At 28.7% G+C, this 19,736-nt stretch carries 23 protein-coding genes; 7 read left to right on the forward strand and 16 right to left on the reverse strand.

Annotation, left to right across the window (positions count from 1 at the left end):
• Window positions 1-16: 16 nt before the first annotated feature.
• The 6 genes from J3E06_RS00940 to J3E06_RS00965 all read right to left on the reverse strand — a co-directional run bounded on the left by J3E06_RS00940 (window position 17) and on the right by J3E06_RS00965 (window position 4,285).
• Window positions 17-478: a 50S ribosomal protein L22 gene (locus tag J3E06_RS00940; RefSeq protein ID WP_048187167.1), complete on the reverse strand. Its 462-nt coding sequence runs from the start codon at window positions 476-478 to the stop codon at window positions 17-19.
• Between the two features lie 18 nt (window positions 479-496).
• Entirely contained in the window at window positions 497-718 is a 222-nt protein-coding gene (locus J3E06_RS00945) for a hypothetical protein (RefSeq protein WP_013180445.1), read from the reverse strand.
• A gap of 438 nt (window positions 719-1,156) precedes the next feature.
• Entirely contained in the window at window positions 1,157-1,426 is a 270-nt protein-coding gene (locus J3E06_RS00950) for an elongation factor 1-beta (protein WP_013180446.1), read from the reverse strand.
• Window positions 1,427-1,595: 169 nt separating this feature from the next.
• The gene (locus J3E06_RS00955; protein WP_013180447.1) at window positions 1,596-1,760 is read right to left on the reverse strand and encodes a zinc finger domain-containing protein; all 165 of its coding nucleotides are present in this window, start codon (window positions 1,758-1,760) and stop codon (window positions 1,596-1,598) included.
• Window positions 1,761-2,098: 338 nt separating this feature from the next.
• Window positions 2,099-2,812, reverse strand: coding sequence for a [5-(aminomethyl)furan-3-yl]methyl phosphate kinase (gene mfnE / locus J3E06_RS00960; protein ID WP_013180448.1), 714 nt, complete (start codon window positions 2,810-2,812; stop codon window positions 2,099-2,101).
• Between the two features lie 90 nt (window positions 2,813-2,902).
• Window positions 2,903-4,285, reverse strand: coding sequence for a M20 family metallo-hydrolase (locus tag J3E06_RS00965; protein ID WP_013180449.1), 1,383 nt, complete (start codon window positions 4,283-4,285; stop codon window positions 2,903-2,905).
• Between the two features lie 231 nt (window positions 4,286-4,516).
• On the opposite strand from J3E06_RS00965, the gene J3E06_RS00970 reads away from it, so the two are divergent.
• The 3 genes from J3E06_RS00970 (at window position 4,517) to J3E06_RS00980 (ending at window position 6,480) form a co-directional block, all read left to right on the forward strand.
• Entirely contained in the window at window positions 4,517-5,302 is a 786-nt protein-coding gene (locus J3E06_RS00970; protein WP_013180450.1) for a basic amino acid ABC transporter substrate-binding protein, read from the forward strand.
• A gap of 567 nt (window positions 5,303-5,869) precedes the next feature.
• Window positions 5,870-6,157, forward strand: coding sequence for a hypothetical protein (locus J3E06_RS00975; RefSeq protein ID WP_048187169.1), 288 nt, complete (start codon window positions 5,870-5,872; stop codon window positions 6,155-6,157).
• 158 nt (window positions 6,158-6,315) lie between these two features.
• Window positions 6,316-6,480, forward strand: coding sequence for a preprotein translocase subunit Sec61beta (locus J3E06_RS00980; RefSeq protein ID WP_013180452.1), 165 nt, complete (start codon window positions 6,316-6,318; stop codon window positions 6,478-6,480).
• 138 nt (window positions 6,481-6,618) lie between these two features.
• On the opposite strand, the gene J3E06_RS00985 is transcribed toward J3E06_RS00980, so the two are convergent.
• Together J3E06_RS00985 and J3E06_RS00990 are read right to left on the reverse strand one after the other, a co-directional pair.
• The gene (locus tag J3E06_RS00985; RefSeq protein WP_013180453.1) at window positions 6,619-7,350 is read right to left on the reverse strand and encodes an amino acid ABC transporter ATP-binding protein; all 732 of its coding nucleotides are present in this window, start codon (window positions 7,348-7,350) and stop codon (window positions 6,619-6,621) included.
• The gene (locus tag J3E06_RS00990; protein ID WP_048187171.1) at window positions 7,334-7,999 is read right to left on the reverse strand and encodes an amino acid ABC transporter permease; all 666 of its coding nucleotides are present in this window, start codon (window positions 7,997-7,999) and stop codon (window positions 7,334-7,336) included. Before J3E06_RS00990 ends, J3E06_RS00985 begins: the two co-directional genes overlap by 17 nt.
• 538 nt (window positions 8,000-8,537) lie before the next feature.
• Between J3E06_RS00990 and J3E06_RS00995 the strand changes: the two genes are divergently transcribed.
• Together J3E06_RS00995 and J3E06_RS01000 are read left to right on the forward strand one after the other, a co-directional pair.
• Window positions 8,538-8,855 (forward strand): transcription factor S, encoded by a 318-nt coding sequence (locus J3E06_RS00995; RefSeq protein WP_013180455.1) that lies wholly within the window; start codon window positions 8,538-8,540, stop codon window positions 8,853-8,855.
• Between the two features lie 241 nt (window positions 8,856-9,096).
• Window positions 9,097-9,726, forward strand: coding sequence for a YfcE family phosphodiesterase (locus tag J3E06_RS01000; RefSeq protein WP_013180456.1), 630 nt, complete (start codon window positions 9,097-9,099; stop codon window positions 9,724-9,726).
• 103 nt (window positions 9,727-9,829) lie between these two features.
• Here the strand turns inward: J3E06_RS01000 and J3E06_RS01005 are convergent, their stop codons facing one another.
• From J3E06_RS01005 to J3E06_RS01030, 6 genes are all read right to left on the reverse strand, one after another.
• Window positions 9,830-10,249 carry a 4Fe-4S binding protein gene (locus J3E06_RS01005; protein ID WP_013180457.1) on the reverse strand — a complete coding sequence of 140 codons (420 nt, stop codon included), beginning with the start codon at window positions 10,247-10,249 and terminating at the stop codon, window positions 9,830-9,832.
• Window positions 10,250-10,305: 56 nt separating this feature from the next.
• Entirely contained in the window at window positions 10,306-10,827 is a 522-nt protein-coding gene (locus tag J3E06_RS01010; RefSeq protein ID WP_013180458.1) for a 4Fe-4S dicluster domain-containing protein, read from the reverse strand.
• 66 nt (window positions 10,828-10,893) lie between these two features.
• A complete protein-coding gene (gene porB, locus J3E06_RS01015) occupies window positions 10,894-11,787 on the reverse strand; it encodes a pyruvate synthase subunit PorB (protein ID WP_013180459.1) in 894 nt (297 codons plus the stop codon).
• 139 nt (window positions 11,788-11,926) lie between these two features.
• Window positions 11,927-13,087, reverse strand: a complete 1,161-nt coding sequence (gene porA / locus J3E06_RS01020) for a pyruvate synthase subunit PorA (protein WP_013180460.1) — start codon at window positions 13,085-13,087, stop codon at window positions 11,927-11,929.
• A gap of 135 nt (window positions 13,088-13,222) precedes the next feature.
• Window positions 13,223-13,483: a pyruvate synthase subunit PorD gene (porD, locus tag J3E06_RS01025; RefSeq protein ID WP_013180461.1), complete on the reverse strand. Its 261-nt coding sequence runs from the start codon at window positions 13,481-13,483 to the stop codon at window positions 13,223-13,225.
• Between the two features lie 76 nt (window positions 13,484-13,559).
• The gene (locus J3E06_RS01030; protein WP_013180462.1) at window positions 13,560-14,087 is read right to left on the reverse strand and encodes a pyruvate ferredoxin oxidoreductase subunit gamma; all 528 of its coding nucleotides are present in this window, start codon (window positions 14,085-14,087) and stop codon (window positions 13,560-13,562) included.
• Between the two features lie 600 nt (window positions 14,088-14,687).
• Here J3E06_RS01030 and J3E06_RS01035 point away from each other — a divergent pair.
• Both J3E06_RS01035 and J3E06_RS01040 read left to right on the forward strand, forming a co-directional pair.
• On the forward strand, window positions 14,688-15,020 hold the full coding sequence (locus tag J3E06_RS01035; protein ID WP_013180463.1) for a DUF357 domain-containing protein: 333 nt from the start codon (window positions 14,688-14,690) through the stop codon (window positions 15,018-15,020).
• A 32-nt stretch (window positions 15,021-15,052) separates the two neighbouring features.
• On the forward strand, window positions 15,053-15,394 hold the full coding sequence (locus J3E06_RS01040) for a DUF555 domain-containing protein (protein WP_013180464.1): 342 nt from the start codon (window positions 15,053-15,055) through the stop codon (window positions 15,392-15,394).
• A gap of 171 nt (window positions 15,395-15,565) precedes the next feature.
• Here the strand turns inward: J3E06_RS01040 and gatA are convergent, their stop codons facing one another.
• Together gatA and J3E06_RS01050 are read right to left on the reverse strand one after the other, a co-directional pair.
• Window positions 15,566-16,867, reverse strand: coding sequence for an Asp-tRNA(Asn)/Glu-tRNA(Gln) amidotransferase subunit GatA (gatA, locus tag J3E06_RS01045; protein WP_013180465.1), 1,302 nt, complete (start codon window positions 16,865-16,867; stop codon window positions 15,566-15,568).
• Between the two features lie 342 nt (window positions 16,868-17,209).
• The gene (locus J3E06_RS01050; protein ID WP_013180466.1) at window positions 17,210-18,562 is read right to left on the reverse strand and encodes an alanine/glycine:cation symporter family protein; all 1,353 of its coding nucleotides are present in this window, start codon (window positions 18,560-18,562) and stop codon (window positions 17,210-17,212) included.
• Between the last annotated feature and the right edge of the window lie 1,174 nt (window positions 18,563-19,736).

Here is a 19,736-nt window from a genome sequence, read left to right on the forward strand (position 1 = left end):
TTTATTATATACGCAATTAGTAGAATTCTTCTAATATAACTTGTACGTGTACTGTTTCTTGGTATTTAGGTGAAGCCCTACCAAATGCTCTTGGCATGTATCTTTTGATTGTGAATCCTTTGTTTGATGAGATATGTTTAATTCTCAACTTTTCTGTGTTCATGCCTTTGTATTCTGCGTTTTTCTTAGCATTTTCAAGAACGTGAAGGATTTCTCCCGCAGCTTTTTGTGGGAATCTACCAGCGTGCCATTTTAAGTCCCCTTTTCTGTGAGGAACATCTTTGTCATGTCTTTTGAACGGTACAGCTTGTTCTAACTTAATAACTCTGTTTAAGTAAGCCATTGCTTTATCTAATTTCATACCGTTTATTTCTCTACAAATCTCAATTGTGTGTTTTCTTGAAATTTTTAAAGTTCTTCCCATAGCTCTTGCTGTTTTGCTTGGGTCAGTTTCAACTTTATAGTTCAATTTAACCATCATATACACCTCAATAGGTTAAAGCTTCATATTGTATATGAGTTTAACAGTGTTGATGCAGTTGACTTTCACATTTCCAACAGTGTTTTTTAATACAAAATTGGGTTTTGCGTGCTTGCCTACTACCATAATAGGTTTTTCATTTTGCCTAATATTAACAGTATATCCATTTTCTGAAATATACTCTATAGCCGTTTTTAATTGCTTATACTGATTTATATAGTTTTTCATACCGCCCATATTAAACATCCCACTTCTAAATTTTGAAATATTTTTGCATAAATTTTTTATAAATATACATTTGCTTTTAAAAGCATATTATTTTAAAATATAGTTAAATGTTAGTTTTTTAAGCTGTAATTATTAATATAACCAATTAAGCAAGTTAAATAACCATTTATAACCATTTGGCAGATAATTCAAGTTTGCAAATTTATTTAATTAACATAATTTCATAATTGATTAATAATTCAATAAATAACAATAAAAGTAAAATACAATCTATCAAATTGACTATTAATTAATCCAATATTAGGAATAACTAATTATTATCACATAATACCAATTAATAATTGTTAATTAGTACTTAACGTTAGTTTCATGTATTTAAATTTATATACTTTATTTAATTTATTTAATCTATTTACGAATTTTAATACCATAATAAATAATTGTTAATTAAATTAATGAAAGTTCTACAACTTCTGCACTTTCTACATCTTCTAAATCATTCATTGCTTGTTCGATAGGGTCCATTCCACCCTCTCTTTCTTCCATTTCAACCATAACGTAAATTGTGTACAATCCGAATGCTAAAGGTTCGTCAGATACACCCCTACATTTAGCGTCATTTTCTTCAACAACTTTTGTTAACTTTTCTTTTAAAGCTTCTTTTTCTACTTCTGGGCTTACAGGCATTACTTTTACTTTTGCAATTACATCAGCCATGTTATCACCGATTAAATCGTTTTATTGATATAGATAGGATATAGACTATATGATATATTATGTAAAATATACTATATTAACTATATATTTGATTTAATGTAGGGAAGTATTCCTTAGATTTAGAATATTTGACCAAATCAATATTAAAATCATACGATTAGTAGTTCGATTATGGTCCTTCGTATCCACATACAGGACATTTGTATTGGTTACTTAATTTTCTACATTTTTCGCATCTAACGATTTCTACTTTTCCACAGTTAGGACATAAAAATCTTGTAGCGTTTTCTCTTGGTGCAATTTCTGCATTACATGTAGTACATTTAGCTTTCATTGTTTCACCACTTTTATTTATTTAAGCTATGATATTCGGATAAATATAAGGGTTAAATTTACCCATATGTTTCCTATTTTAATAGGCGTATATCCTATATAAAATATAGCTTTATAAAAGTTTTTATGAAATTGAATAATATAAATTTAGACTTATTGTTTAATTATATTTAAAGTTATATATCTCAAAGAATTTTGAGTATAAACTAAATATGATTACTATAAATTATTATATAAACCTATGTAAATCAAATATGAAAAATAGAAAATACATACCAGTTTAATAATTTATTTAATTAATATTTTAATAGATTAATATTTATTTTAAGAATATACTATTTATTTTAATATTTTTGTATACCTATCGATTTTATTTTCCAAAATATTGATTATCCTTTCTGGAAAATTACCATTTACCACATAACATTCAAAATTACTTGAACATATGAATTCTGGCAAATATTTGTCAATCGAGGTAAAACCTTTAATCGATTTGGCATTTATGGTATTTAATAGTTTTCCTTCTGGGTATTTATTATATATGCCATCAACATCTGTTGCAATGATTAACTTCCCACATTTTAGTAATTTTGCAAGATAACCCGCAAAACTGTCTGAAGTCACATCCCAAGAACGAGGCAACTCATCAGTTGATAATATCAAATTAGAAGGTAGAAAAATTAATAAATCATCATTTTTAAACATATTTTTTACATCGTAGACGTTATTAGCGGTTTTTATATTTGAAATATCGCCCATATACATTCCGGTTAAATCCGTGCATAAAGTAGCTAATTTATGAGCTCCGTCATTAGACAGGTTTGTTTTATCATAAATTTCCCTTACATTGTTTGCAAAGTTTCCCCCGCCCGGGATTATGAGTAATTTTATTTTTTTTGAATTAGATATGTTTAAAGAATTATTTATTTGATTTAACTCTTCTTTTAAAGTATTCAAAAGATTTTCACAGTTTAATGTTAAACTACCGCCAATTTTTAAAATAACAATATCGTATTTTAATTTTAATTTTAATTGCTTTTCGTCAACTTCCATAAAATCCCCTAAAATATGTCGTATAATATAAAATATTGTAATAACATAATAAAAGTCATATAATAAAATTAAAAAATAAATTTATTTAAATTAATTTTTATCCTCTTTTATCATCATAGTAAGATATATCTTACCCATATTTAATAAATCCACGATATCAACGTTTTCATTTGGTTGGTGAGCTGTTTCATTGCCCATACCCCATACAACAGCTTCATATCCTTTAACTCTTATAGGTGCTGCTACAGTACCACCACCCATTCCGCATAATTCTGGTTCTATATTCAATATTTTATCAATAGAATCACATATTTCTACAACAGATTTTGAATTTTCAGATAATTTTCCAGATTTTTCTAAATTTTCTACATTATAAGTAATTTCAATATTATCAGATAAATCTTCACAATAATATTTCAAATTAATAGGCAATTCTCTTTTAAATTTCATAATTGTATTGTCTATTGTTTTTAAAACATCATCTACATTATAATCGGGTAAAACTCTGCAATCGAAATACATTTCAACATTCCCTGGGATAGTATTTGCATTTTCTACGGAATTTTTAACGATTGTTGGTTCAAAACTTGAATAAGGGAATGTAAATATATCATCTTTTGCGTTATATGTATTATATAGAGTTTTATAGAGCATATCGCCGAATAAAAATGACAGCATACCTGCATTTATTCCTTTATGTGGCGTACTACCGTGGCATTGGAAACCAGTGATTGTAAATTTAATCCACATTATTTGTTTTTCAGCAATTTCTACAAGATTTCCATGACCCACTCCAAAATCTGGAACTATTATGACGTCTCCTTTTTTAAATATCTCATCTTCGTATTTTAAAAGATGTCTAATACCATAAGTACTACCGTTTTCTTCGTCAGCTACAAAAATTAGTTTTAAATTATACTTTAAATCATCTGCAGTGATTGATTTTTGCTTTAATTCGTCTAACAATAATTTTAAAATTAAAAAAGATGAAACTATACCTTTTCCGTTGTCTTCACTACCCCTACCATAAATTTTACCGTTTTTTATAACTGGTTCGTACGGTTCTGTGTCCCATAGAGCAATATCGCCCTCTGGTACAATATCCATATGTGAAATTATAGTTAAACTGTTTTCTTTGTTTAAATCCAAATCTACAACGATGTTTGGTCGTATTATGTTGTCATTGTCAGTTGTGTTATATTCTTTTATTTTTAAATCAACGTTGTATTTTTCCACGTATTCATTTAATTTTTTTAATATATACTGTGCTTCTTCAAATTCCCCTTTTCCACCAAAACCCGGATTTACAGAATTTATTCTTATTAAATTTGAAGCAATGTTTATTGTTTCAGTTTCCAATTCTTTTTTATATAAATTTTCGTCTTGTTTTTTCAGTAAGTTCAATAATTTTGGAGAATTAGAAATATTATATTTATTATTAGTTTTAAGTTGATTTTTAAGTTTATTTTGCATAATATTCCTCATAGATGGTGATTATTATTCTTATTATTCTTATTATTCTTATTATTCTTATTAGTATTAAATTATAATTATTTTAATATTTTAACATTTATATTATTTTTTTAGTTTGGTGTAAATTTTAAGATAAAAACAATTATATATTATTTATATGTATAATATTAATTCCTACTAAATTTAGTTGGGGGCATAAAATAGATATAATAGATATAATTCGGTGAAATTATGGTTAAAAATAGTATTAAAGCTCTTTTCTTAGTTGCTTTAGTTGCGGTTGTTGTTTCCTTCGCAGGATGTACTGATAACGGCAATGCAAACAGCAATGTGGAAGAGCCATATGTTTTAACAGTTGGTTCGAGTGTGGATTTCAGACCTTTTGAATATATGGATGAAAACGGTAAACCAACAGGATTTGATATGGATATAATCCACGAAATCGGCAGAAGACTTGATATGGAAATTGAAATAATCGATTCACAGTTTGGCGGTCTTATACCTGCGTTGAATACTAAAAAATTTGATTGTGTTATCTCAGCTATGACAATTACAGAAAACAGGTCAAAAGAAGTTAAATTCTCAGAACCTTACTTCGAAGCTGGTCAAATTTTGTCAGTTAACAAAGATAATAACGAAATTACAACTTTAGAAGACTTGTCTGACAAAAAAGTTGGTGTACAAATTGCTACAACTGGAGACCTTATTGCTTCAGAAAATGCTTCAAAATACAACTATGAAGTTAAACAATACAACAAAATTGGCGATGCTTTCATGGACATGAAAAACGGTAAAATTGACGCTGTTCTTGTTGATAACGTTGTTGCTACAGAATACTTCCAAGAAAACCCTGGTTTATATAAATTAACCGGCGATTTAATGACTTCAGAATCTTATGGTATTGCTACAAGATTAGACGATACAGAATTATCTGAAAAAATCGATAAAGCGTTAGCGGATATGAAAGCTGACGGTACATACGATGAAATATACAATAAATGGTTTGGAGATAATTAAATAGGTTAAACCACCATTAAATTACTTCAAATTTCTCTTAATTTATTTTTAATTTTTAATTTTTAATTTTTAGTTATTTATAACCATATTCTTGATATTTTAAAATATATAATATGTTTAAAAATACTTTTAAAAAATAGTTAGATATCAAAATATATGAATATACGGGTAGTATGGATAATTTTTTATCAAAGAAAAGTCTAATTATTAATATATTTATTTACCCCATACAATAAGACTAAAATCCATAACAAATACAATAAGATTAGATGTGATATTATCAAAAATAACAGTAATAAAAATGGCATAGGTACATTAAAAAGTATTTTAATTATACTAATTAGTTCCATACTAATTGTTACATGCGTTTCTACCTCGGGCTGTCTTGAAGAAGATAACGAAAACATCGATGGAATTAAAGCATTTAATGACTTTAAAAATCAAATTCCCCATGAAAAAGTAGGAGTATTAATTCCAGAAATTGCAGAAGAACAGATTGCAAAAGATACTGAAAATGAAGTGTATGGCACTAAAAAAATGACTGGTGAAAGGGGCACTGTGTACTATATGAGCACAATAGAAACCAGCGATATTAGCTTAATAGTAAATTTTATGGACCAACAATCTACACACAACTATATAGTTTATGTTAATAAATTAGGCTCGAGATATATTGTAAATTACTATTCAGTATTTGGCAAAGGCTCACAATTAACATCAGAAGATAAAGATGCTTATGATGAAATGGCAAGTATGCTTTCTATGATATTGCCTTCAAAAATAACATTGGTAATGCGCTCTGGAAAATATATAAGAGACCAGGAAATATACGAATCAATGGTTACTTCGATTTAAAAAGTATATACAAATTTAAAAAATAGATAATGTATTAAAATACTACAATACTAACTATGAAAAGTATGCTAAATATGATAAATATAAATATTATGAATATATAAATAATAATAATTAAAAATTATAAATAAATTTTATAATTAGAATTAGGTGGAATCTTGGCTAGGGATAAAAACGATGAAGGGTTAAGCACAAGTGCTGGTTTAGTAAGATATATGGATACAGATATCTCTAAAATTAAAGTAGAACCTGAAAAAGTGCTTGGAATTACTTTTGCAATAATTGTTGCAGAAGCTTTATTAAACTACGGATTTTTAATTTAATTAGAAAATAATTATTTTTATTTTATTATTTTATTATATTATTTTATTATTTTATTTTATTTTATTTTTATAGTGATTTTTCGATTTTTATTTTTTTTAGATAACATAATAAATTTAAAAGAAAAGAAAAAATAACTTTTAATTATGTGATAAAATTTTTCCAAAGAAATTTTTAGTTCTGTCGTGTTTTGGATTTGTAAATATCTCAGAGGGCGCCCCTTCTTCGATTATATTGCCTTCGTCCATAAAAACTATCCTATCTCCGACTTCTTTTGCAAAACCCATTTCGTGAGTCACTACAACCATTGTCATACCTTCGTATGCAAGTTGTTTCATTACATCTAAAACTTCGTTAACTAATTCAGGGTCTAATGCGGAAGTAGGTTCATCAAACAACATTGCATCTGGTTTCATTGCCAAAGCACGTGCAATTGCAACCCTTTGTTGTTGACCTCCTGAAAGTTGTATGGGATAAGCATCATCCTTGTCTTCGAGCCCTACTTTTTTAAGTAATTCTCTTGCAAGTCTTTCTGCATCTTCTTTTGATTTTTTTAGCACTTTAATTGGTGCAAAAGTAATGTTTTCCATTACTGTAAGATGAGGAAATAAGTTAAACTGTTGGAATACCATTCCGATTTTTTGGCGAATTTTATTAATATCTGCTTTTTTATCACAAATATCTTGATTTTCAAATATTACTTTTCCATCAGTTATTACTTCAAGACCGTTGATACATCGTAATAAGGTTGATTTACCACTACCACTCGGCCCTAAAATCACAACCACTTCCCCCTTATGTACTTTTAAATCTACTCCTTTTAAAACGTGATTTTCACCAAATTTCTTATGAATATTAACCATTTCTATCAATTTTCCACCTTTTCTCAATATATAAGACTAATCTACTTAATGGTATCGTCATTAATAAATAAAATAATGCTACACCCAATAATGGGGTCCAAGCGTTATATGTCGACCCTCTGACTTGATCACCGACTCTTAAAAGTTCCACAATAGCAATCACGGATAATAAAGAGGAATCTTTTAAAAGTATGATAAATTCATTACCTAATGCAGGTAAAACATTTCTAAATGCTTGAGGGAGAATAATGTGTCTCATAGCTTGGAAGTAATTCATTCCCAAACTTCTTGCAGCTTCCATTTGCCCGTGATGAACTGATAAAATACCTGCTTTTATAATTTCACCAATATAAGCACCACTGTTTAAACCGAGTGCTAAAACCCCGGCTAAGAATGCATCGAGATTGATACCTAAATCAGGTAAACCGAAGTATATTATCATAATTTGTACAAGCATCGGCGTACCCCGTATTAATTCTATATATACCGAGGAAAAGCTACGATATATAAAATTGGAAGATATTCTACCAACCCCTACGAATACGCCTAAGACTATGCCCAGTATAATGGAAAATACTGTTATTTTTAAGGTCATTAAAGCGCCTTCAAATAATCGGGGAACAATAGAAATAAATAAATTAACATCAAAACCTGACATATTTTCACCAAATAAAACTAAAAATCCATACAATAAATCCGATAATTGAATAAATCGATTAACATAATCCAAATTTGAGTAGATAATTTAATTAGATTAAAATTTAATGTAAATATATTATTTAAATATTATCTATATGGCCTCAGTATTTTTTTATATTTGCGTATCTAATTATACCGTTTAAAGATAAAATAACTTGTTTGAAAATATCAAAAAATATATATATTAATTAAACCATCATTAGTTGAATTATATTATATAATAACAGAAATATGCTCATATCTAAAATCAATAAAAAAGCATATAAACCAATAATATTAAAAATAAATTGTAAACTAAAATAATAAAGTCATCTATAAAATTATCGACTTTTATTTATGAAATGAATTAATTAAACCTTGTATTATGTGTATAATAATATGTGCAATAATATGTATAATTTTAAGTTATTACGATTTAAATTATTTCAATGAATAAATCGTAATTTGTTTTCATTTTAGATTATGATAATTTGTATATTAAACTATAGAGGGAAATTATGGTTGAATTTTGCCCAAAATGTAATAATATAATGTTACCTAAAGAAGGTATCTTAAAATGCGTAGTATGTGGATTTGAAAGTAGCTTAGAAAATAATAAAGATAAATATGAATTATCTGAAAAAATAGAAAGTAAATCACAAGATGTTACAGTAATTGAAAACGTAAATACATTACCATCCATTAGGATTGAATGTCCAAGCTGTGGAAATATGGAAGCATACTGGTGGTTACAACAAACAAGATGTGCAGATGAACCGGAAACAAGATTTTATAAATGTAAAAAATGCTCACATACTTGGAGAGAATACGATTAATTAAATTAAAATATTATATTACTATTATAAAATGTCCAAATTTTTATTTTTTTAATATCAGAAATAATTTCATAATTTATAATAAACTTTTTTTACAATACATTATATATTTAATTATTATCCATTGAATTTTACCATTGAATTCAATTTCACATTAAAATACACCATATTTTAACATAGCATATGTAATTCGTATCATATTTTTATATCATATTTCTTAAAAAATTAGCACGGTGAAAAAATGTCAAACGGTTCGATTAAGGAAAGTTTTTACAAAAAACCGATTGAAATAAACGACCCTAACATACGTATTGGTATTATATCAGATACTCATATACCCGATAGACATACTTGCAGAGAGATAGATGATATAAATGAGTGCATAAAAGAACAGTTTTCAGAATATGTGGAAAATGAACTTAAAAAAGTAGATTTAATAATCCATTGTGGAGATTTAACCTCAAAAGAAGTAATTGAAAAGTTAAATGAGTTAAAAAGCACAAAATATAAATTAATCCTTGTAAAAGGTAATATCGATAGGTACGACCCTATATTATCAAAAATAGATTTACCTCAAGAATATGAGTTTATTGTAAATGGGCTTAAAATTGGAGTAATTCACGGTAATACTATAGAACCACGTGGTGATAAGTTAAAACTGAAATATATGGCACTCGAAAAAGGTTGGGACGTTTTAATTTCGGGTCATACCCATATACCGATGATTGAAAGTGTGGAAGGTTTTGATAAAACCATTATGTTATTAAACCCTGGTAGTTTCACTTGTCCAAGAATACCATTAAAAACATTTATAATATTAGATTTTGAGAATAATAAATTAAATAAAATAGAATTAAAAGAAGTATTGTAGATTTAGGATATATTTAAGATATATTTATTAGATATTTATTATATAGTTATTATATATTTATAATATTATATTATTAAAATTATTTAATAGAATATTTTTTAAATTATTTGTTCAATGTAGTCAATTTTTTTAATTTAACTAACATATCGTCCCTTTTATCGTCTACAATTTTTTTATATGAAGATAAAGCACCTGTTGGACATACATCCACACAAATTTCTGAATCAAATTCCATACAATCATTACATTTTGTAGCAATTCCTGTAGCACCGTCTATTCTTATAGCCCCGATAGGACACACTTCCGTACATAAAGAACAGCCGATACATTTATCATTATCGAGAATTACCCTATCCCCTACTTTTTTAAGTGCATTTTCCGGGCATACTTGAATACACGGAGCACTTTCACAGTGCATACACCTAATAGGAATGCCTTCAACGATAAATATTGCGTTATGAGGGCAGGAACGTTCACATCTTCCGCAATCCACACATAACTCGATGTTGGGCATTATTTTCATAACATCACCACTTTAAGATATAATTATTTAGTAAAACTAATAATCCAAAATATAACTTACGGATTATTTACTCTTGAAGAAGAAGTTATTAAAGACATTAAACTTTTATTTTTAGATTTACCTGCTTTTGAACCTGGCTTTGTGATACTTGCTAAATTTGGTAAATTTTTGAGTTTTTTGGATAATACGATATCTTCAACATCTACTACTTCTAAGCATCTTTTAGAACATGCTTTTATACAAGCACATTCGTCATTTTCTTCAATACATAAATCACATTTGTGAGCGGTTTTTTCATTTATGAAAATTGCACCAAATGGACAAGCTAATGCACATAATCCACAGCCGATACATAATTCCTCGTTTAAGTGAACTACGCCGTTGTTAACGTCTATTGCATTTACAGGACATATTTCGCCACAAGGAGCTGAAGCACAGTGTTGGCACACTACTGGGAAGTATTCACCTTGATAATCGAGTATACTTATCCTACTTACCCCGTGAACCTCTGAACATGCTTTCATGCAATCTCCACAATTATCACAAGATTTACTATCCAACATGACAATTTTTTTCATAATAAATACACCTTTGAATAAAAATTTAATTAATAGTACTGAATAGAATTTAAAATTTAATTAAATTTAAATTCCCATCTCTTGACATTTGTGGTCGATTAATTGTTGCATTTCTTCAACGTCTTCTTCGGTTAAATGCCTGTATCTTTTTTGAGTTTTTAAGTACTCTTCAATTGAAATTCTTTTTGAAGGTTTGTATGTTACCCTATACTCACCATTTTCAATTTCGTAAAGTGGCCAAATTCCTGCTTTAACTGCCAATCTACCTAATTCAACTGTTTTAGATGCTGGATAACCCCAACCTGTTGTACAAGGCTGTAAAATTTGAATAAATGCTGGCCCATCAATTTCACAAGCTTTTTTAACTTTGTTCATAAAGTCTTCTGGGTAGCTAATCGAAGCTGTAGCCACATAGGGAATACCGTGAGCTGCCATAATCATAGGCATATTCTTCTTAGGTCTATTTTCTCCCCTAATTACACTACCTGCTGGTGATGTAGTTGTTGAAGCCATAAATGGAGTTGAACCACTTCTTTGAACCCCTGTATTCATATATGCTTCGTTATCGTACATAATATATACCATATCGTGTCCTCTTTCCATTGCACCACTTAATGCTTGGAAACCGATATCTGCTGTACCACCATCACCGCCGAAAGCGATTACATTTACTTTTTCGCCTTCGTAAAGTCCTCTTTTTCTTTTTAAGGATTTAACTGCTGCTTCGATACCACTTGCAACTGCTGCTGCGTTTTCAAATGCAACGTGCATCCAAGGCACTCTCCAAGCTGTTTCTGGGTATGGAGTTGTCATAACTTCGAGACATCCGGTAGCGTTTGCTACGATGGTGTTTTTACCTGCTGCTTTTAAAGCTAATCTTGCAACAATTGCTGCTCCACAACCTGCACAACCTCTGTGTCCGGGAGCAAATAATTCTTCTCTTGGGAATTGTCTTGCCATCTTACCACCGATAAAATTATTAAAATTTTAAGGTTTAATTATTCGTTATAAGTTATTTTGATATTCTATTAAATTAAGTGTCAAATTAGTTATTAAATTATTAAATTATTAAATTAAATTAAATTATTATTTTATTAAATTATTCTTTTAAGCCAATCCACTTTGTTTCAGTGTCTTTTGCTTCTTTTTCCACGTGTTCTATGATTTCCTTTATATGTGCCTTTTTTATGTCTCTTCCACCAAGTCCTACTATGTAGTTAGCGGTTTTAGCTTCTAAGAATGGAGCAACATCGGTAAATAAAGCACCCTTGTTTAAACCTAAGCTTATGTCTTTATCCAAGATTGCGATGTTTTTAGTACCTTTTAAAGCTTCTTTGATTTGTTCTGTAGGTAAAGGTCTGTAGCTGATGATTTTTAATAAACCGTATTCCTTACCTTCAGCTTTCAACTCATCAATTACATCTTTGATGGTTCCACATAATGAACCCATTGTAATCAAAACAGTTTCAGCTTTTTCAGTGTTGTAAGTCTCGATTAAACCATTTCCGTAAGCTCTACCGAATTTTTCAGCGAATTTGTCGTGAACTTCTTCTATAACTTTTAAAGCATTGTCTTGAGCTTGTTGTACATCATATCTTGTTTCCATATACCATTCTGGGTCGCCCAACGCACCTTGTGTCATTGGTTTTTCAGGTCTTAAGTATGCGTGTTTAGGTTCGTATTGACCAACAAAGTTTAAAACTTTTTCTTTTTCAGGTATTTCCACAGGTTCTACGGTGTGTGTTAAAATAAAACCGTCTAAGTTTACCATTATAGGCAATAAAACATTTTCGTTTTCTGCGATTTTAAATGCCTGAATAATTAAATCCAAAGTTTCTTGGTTGTTTTCAGCATATAATTGAATCCATCCAGTATCTCTTTGTGAAATGCTGTCTTGCTGGTCGTTCCAGATATTAATAGGTGCTGATAAAGCTCTGTTTGCGTTCATCATTACAATAGGCATTCTCATACCTGCTGCTGCGAATAATATCTCGTGCATTAACGCTAAACCTTGTGATGATGTTGCAGTGAATGTCCTTGCACCGGTTGCACTTGCACCGACACACGCACTTATTGCTGAGTGTTCGCTTTCTACTTTAATATATTCCGCATTCAATTCCCCATTAGCTACAAAGTCCGCTAATTTCTCTACAGATGTTGTCTGTGGGGTGATAGGATAAGCGGCTATAACATCAACGTCTGCCAATTTAGCAGCCTCTGCAGCTGCCGAAGTGCCGGTTATAACTTTAACATTTTGCATGGTTATCCTCCCAATAATTTTTTGGAAATTACGATTTTGATAATTTTATATTTGAATTCTTTAAAGTTTTGATAAATAGTATATTTTTATATTTTTATATTTTGATATTTTCGTTTAATGATTAATTTTAATCATTTATTTTTCTTCTCTTATTCCAGTAATTGCTTTCACAGGACATTCTTCTTCACAGATTAAGCAACCTTTACAGTAATCGTAATCAATTTTGAAATCTCCGTTTTCATCAGGTTGTATACATCCTTCAGGGCAGAATATATAACAATTTTCACATTTGATACATTTATCGTTGTCGAGGATAGGTTTGAAAACTCTCCAACTACCAGTTTTGTTATTAATTGAGTTTCCAGGTTCATATATAATAGTACCTTTATTAACCATAAGTCCACCTGTTTTCTTAATTTAATTAAATATATTCCTACTTTTTACTACTTTTTACTACTTTTAATCCAGTATTTTAATTTTGAACACTGTTATAAGCTTTTTCAGCTGCTGCTGCGTTCTTTTCTCCTAATTTACCAGGAAATGTTTCTTTAATAGCTTTTTTTAATGATTCGAGACTAACTTGATTAGTTAAACCTGCAAAAGCCCCCACCATTGTGGTATTAACAATTGGTACTCCTAAAACGTCTAAGGAAATTCCTGTTGCATCAATTGTTTTAACGTCATAACCATTTAAATCGATATCTTTTAATGTGTTTATTAAAATTAACCCGCCTTTCTGCAAACCGCTTGTAACGTCGATAGTATCCAATAATGTAGGGTCTTGGACAATTACAAAGTTCGGTGCGTATATTTGAGTTCTTAACCTTATTTTTTCATCGTTTATTCTTGTAAATGCCATTACCGGAGCACCCCTTCTTTCTACTCCAAAAAATGGGAATGCTTGACAGAATTTACCGTCGTAAAATGAAGCTTTGGCAAGAATTTGAGCAGCAGTCACTGCACCTTGTCCACCTCTTCCGTGAAACCTTACTTCAATCATTTGTCCACCTCAAAACGGTTACTTTTATATATTACGTTAAATTCACACGTTAATACATTATAAATAATATAGTAATTTTGATTTTTGATTTTTGATTATTGGTTAGTTGAAATTTTTAATTTTTAATTTTTAATGTATATTCAATAATTTGTAATGAATATGTTCTCAAATATTAATTTGTAAAATGTAATAAATAAACTGTAAGATATTAGAATTATAATGATTAATCATTATAATTATATAATATATAAACATTTTTGTTATAAGGCAAATGCCGTATATAATGTCGATAGAATTATTATAAAAATTAACTAAATTTATCCAAATATTAAAAATAAATTCATAAAATGTAAACTTTTTTAAAAAAATAATAAATATAGGAATATATCTAATACATATAACTCAGATAAATAACGTATTATAAAAATTAATAACATAGAATTATGGTTAAATAAAATAATATTAATGAATAGTAGTACTAATAATAATTATTATAATAATTATACTAATAATTATACTAATAATTATACTAATTATAAATGTAATGAATAATGCTAATACGACATATTAAAGTAATATAATAAAAATTAGGGTGTAAACTTGAATATAAAAATCAACCCAGAATACGAAACACAAAAACAAGATGTATTGACATATGCAAAAATAGAAAATTATTATGATAGAACAGAAGAAGCCATTTCTATCATAAAAAAAGGATTACCATCTGAAAAAAGCTTGCTTCACGATATAGCCATAGATTTCATGACTATGATTGAATGTTATTTTTCAGATGCAAAAACATTTATACAAAAAGGAGACTATATAAACGCATTTGCTTCGTTAAATTATGCTTATGGTTGGATAGATGCAGGTGCAAGACTTGGCATTTTCAATGTAGGCGACGACGATGTGAGATTTACATTAGCAAAATAGTAAATAGTGAGAACAGTGAGATTGGTGAAAAAATGACAAATTATCACGTAAAATTACAAGCAGCATATGTTGCAAAGAATGTAGAAGATGCAGAAGATGCAATAGGAATTGCAATTTCCCAGATAGGTAAATCTTTGAATAAGGGAAAATTGGACTACGTAGACATTGAGTTAGGATTAACTTTATGTCCAGAATGTAGCGAACCAGTTGATTGCGTGTTAGTGGTTGCGAGAACTGCAATTGTAGGTATCATCCTATCAATGAGAGTATTTAACGCAGAAAGTCCGGAACATGCCCTTAGAATCGCAAAAGCTTCAATTGGTAAAGCTTTAAAAGATATACCACTCGAAGAAATCGATGTTGTAGATTTTTAAGGTAATAAACTAAAATAAAATGTTATTATTAAATTATACGAATATATTATTATATATTTGTATAAAAATATTTTTCATTCTTTTTTTGAATAATCAATTATAATTTAAACTAATAAAATAATAAAAAAAGTTAAAAAATTTTATTTAAAATAATTAGAATCTGTTTTATATTTAGAATCTATTTTCAAATTCAATCATTGTATTTAATACTTTTTCGTCGCTTAAAGGAGCTCCTTGTAATTGTAAACCGACAGGTATGCCGTTAATATCTCCACATCTTACAACTCCTGCACACATACCACATAGGTTAGTAGGAACTGTTAAAACATCGTAAGCATACATATCCATTGTTGAAATCTCTTCCCCTAATTTGTGTGGCAATTTAGGAACTGTTGAACCTGCAATAATATCTACTTTGTCAAAAAACTTTATCATTTCCGCTTTCATTGTTCTTCTTGCTTGTAATGCTTTTTTATAGTACTTTCCGCTGAATTCCTGTTCACTGATTGTTTTACCGATTAAAATTCTTCTGAGAACTTCTTCGCCACAAGCTTCTTCTATTGGGTATCCGTATCTTCTACCATCATATTTTCTTGTAGCGGAGAAGAATTCAACGTAATTTATTAAATAGTAAGTAGGCAATGCGATATCTGTATAATTATAGTTTAATTCTACAATTTCACAACCAACATCTTCCAAAGCTTGAATACCTTTCTCGATGTTATTTCTAATTTTTTCATCAGTGATGTCCATAAATTCTTTAACTACCCCTACTTTGTAGTTTTTAACTTCTTCTGTGTTTTTATTGAATTTAGGAGTACTTAATGAAGTAGTTTCGGAAATATCTTTCCCTTTAATTGCATTTGTTAATAATAAAGCATCTTCTGCGGTTTTTGTCAAAGGTCCAATTTGGTCAAGACTCATTGATAAATCGCATAAACCTTGCCTACTTACAACACCGTATGATGGTTTAAATCCAACTACGCCACAATGACTTGCAGGGTTTCTAATACTACCCCCCGTATCACTACCTAATGTCATATCACACAAGTCTCCAGCTACTGCGGAAGCGCTACCGCTACTTGAACCACCTGGTATTCTGTCCAAAGCTGCTGCATTTTTTGTTGGACCATAGTAGGATGTTTCACCACTGCTACCACTTGCAAACTCGTCCATATTTGTCATACCAATAATTAAAGCACCTTGAGACTTTAATTTTTTAATAACGGTTGCATCGTAGGTTCCAATATAATTACTCAATGTTTTTGATGCGCAAGAAATGGTATATCCTTCAACGTTTATGTTAGATTTAATACCAATTATTTTTCCATATAATGGTTTATTCTTTAAAGCATCGTTTTTTTCTAAGTCTTGTGCTTCTTTTAAAACTCTTTCGGGTTTTACTTCTATAAAAGCGTTTAAATCAGATTTTTCTATTTTTTCGAGATATTCCTGAGCCCTATTGATAATCATTAAATCACCTTTTAATTAATACCACATATAATGTTATTTTAATGTTATTATAATATCATTCTTCTTTAGGGTATTTTAATTATAATATTGCGAGTCTATAATTTTAAATAAATAAGATATAATTATTATATTAAATTACTTAATTAAATAAAAACTTTGTGTAATTTTTTCATAAATTATAAAAATAAATCCAATATATTTCAATATAAATCCGAATTACAAGTTAAAAAAAGTTAAAAAATAATGGGTAATAAACTATATTTTTGATATACCATATATTTCGTATATTTTTTATAGTTTATAGCGTATAGTTTATAGATTATACTAATTTAGCATCAAAACTTATTCTTGAGTTGTTTCTGCTTTTTTAATTTTTTGGAAATCTTTTGTTTCAGATACTACAACTTTTAAGAGCAATAAAATACCAATTAAGTTAGGTATAGCCATTGCACCGTTTAAAGTATCTGCAATATCCCAAACAAGTTTTAAGTCAGCTGTTGAACCCCAAATAACAACCAATACAAAAATTATTCTGTATATATGTGCTATTTTTGAGCTACCGATTAAGTATTCCAAACATTTTTCACCGTAGTAAGTCCAACCTAAGATTGTGGTGTATGCAAAGAATGGTAATGCAATCATAACAATCCAACCACTGTTTGGTAATAATGAATCAAATGCTGCCATTGTAAGCTGTGCACCTTCTAAACCACTTGTTAAAAGACCTGATTTTAGTGTAGCAATTGTTAAAGCTAATCCCGTAATTGAACATATGATTATGGTGTCTATAAATGTACCAGTCATTGAAATTAAACCCTGTCTTCCAGGGTGGTCTGTTTTAGCCGCTGCCGCTGCAATCGGAGCACTACCTAAACCTGCCTCATTTGAAAATACACCTCTTGCAACCCCATATCTCATTACAGTACCAATTGCACCACCTGCAACTGCCGTACCTGTGAAAGCATCGTTTACAATATAAGATAAAGCTGGGAGTATATACTGTGCATTTAATATTAAAACAGCTGCACCAGTTAAGAAATAGAATACTGCCATAAATGGAACAATATATGAAGTAACTCTACCGATTGACTTAATACCGCCCATAGTAACTGCGGCAACTAAAACTGCTATCATTATACCGATATATAATGGTTCAATACCTAATGGTGATAATGCGGAAGCAATTGAGTTAACCTGCGCTACATTACCAATACCGAATGCTGCGAAAGCTCCAAAGAAAGCAAATAAAACAGCTAACCATTTAATACCTGCACCTTTCTCAATGTAGTACATTGGACCTCCTGCCATTTCGCCAGCATCGTCAGTAATTCTGTACTTAACAGCTAAAACTGCCTCAGCGTATTTTGTAGCCATACCAAATAACGCAGCAATCCACATCCAGAAAATAGCACCAGGACCACCAAGTGTAAATGCAGTAGCCACACCCACAATATTACCAGTACCGATTGTAGCTGATAAAGCTGTGGTTAAAGCCTGAAATGGAGAAATATCCCCTTCAACTTTTTTATCGGATTTTTTAAACATTAACTTAAAAGCGTAAGGTAATTGTATAAATTGATAACCTTTTAAAAGAATTGTAAGGATTACACCTGTACCTACCAACAAAGTAAGCATATAAGGTCCCCATACAATACTATTTAATTCGCCCATAAAAGACATAAAAACGTCTAACATAATACCACTTCACTCCAACATTAAAATATCGTTAGCAACAAAATCGCAAATTAAAATAAACTCATTAAAATCAGAAAATCAGAAAACATTTTAAAAATTTAAACAATTATTGCTATTGCTATTTTACTATTTAGCAACTTCAAAAATGAAATGAAATAAAAACTAATAAACTGAAATTCACGGATATGTTTAATATCTCCACAATATAATAAACAAATCTCGCAATATATTGTCAATCCCCCGATTTAACAATTAAAATTCAATTTATTAGTTCTATTACACATTTAGTATTGGCTAAATTAGAAAATACATTATAAATATAAATTATAAATTAAATTTTTATAACTTATTTTTATAACTTTATACTTATATAGTGTTTAAAAGTTTTTAAGTGTTTATAAGATTATCCTTTCTTAATAAACATATGCGGTTATTTACTAACTAGTTATAATTAATTATCGATTAGTATTTTTTTAATAATTAAACTTATTCCAACTCATTGTAAATTTAAATCACGATTAAATAACATATCAACAGTCTACGGATGATGACAATATGTACTATTTGTACTATTCAATATCTACAGTATTTAATCATTATAAATCTACTTTTCAAAATATATGATATATCCTTTATATACGTTATGATAAAACTAAAAAAATAAAAAAATAAAAAATCGGTTAAAATTTGGTTAATATAAGATTACTCGATGAAAAAAGCTTATTCATTTTTTTAAATAAATGTTGATAATTAAAACTTTAAAAAAAATAGTAATTATAAGATATATAATTATTAAAAATGATTATATTGAGTAATAAATCATATATTCGTGAATTAAAGCGATTTTACAATTTAGAGTTGGATTAAATTTTAAAATCTGATTATTTCATTTTTTGTGGAGTTTGTATATTTGTTATAATAGTACTCTAATTAACTATATGGAGAATTCAATGTTGGAGTGATTAGTTAACATTTCCTACTTTTGTGCCATATACATAAGTTGTAATAATATATATTACTATTGAAATTTTCTCTTAAAATCTTGAAAAAATATTAAATTTTTTAAAAATAATATGCTTATTTTTTAATTATGTCGCAATAATTATTAATAATATCTTAAAATTTTATGTTATAATAGAGCCCTATTTTTAGTGGATATCTAAAAATATAAAAC

Origin of the sequence: Methanococcus voltae, from assembly GCF_024807655.1 — an archaeon.
GTDB lineage: Archaea > AGJL01 > Methanococci > Methanococcales > Methanococcaceae > Methanococcus > Methanococcus voltae_D.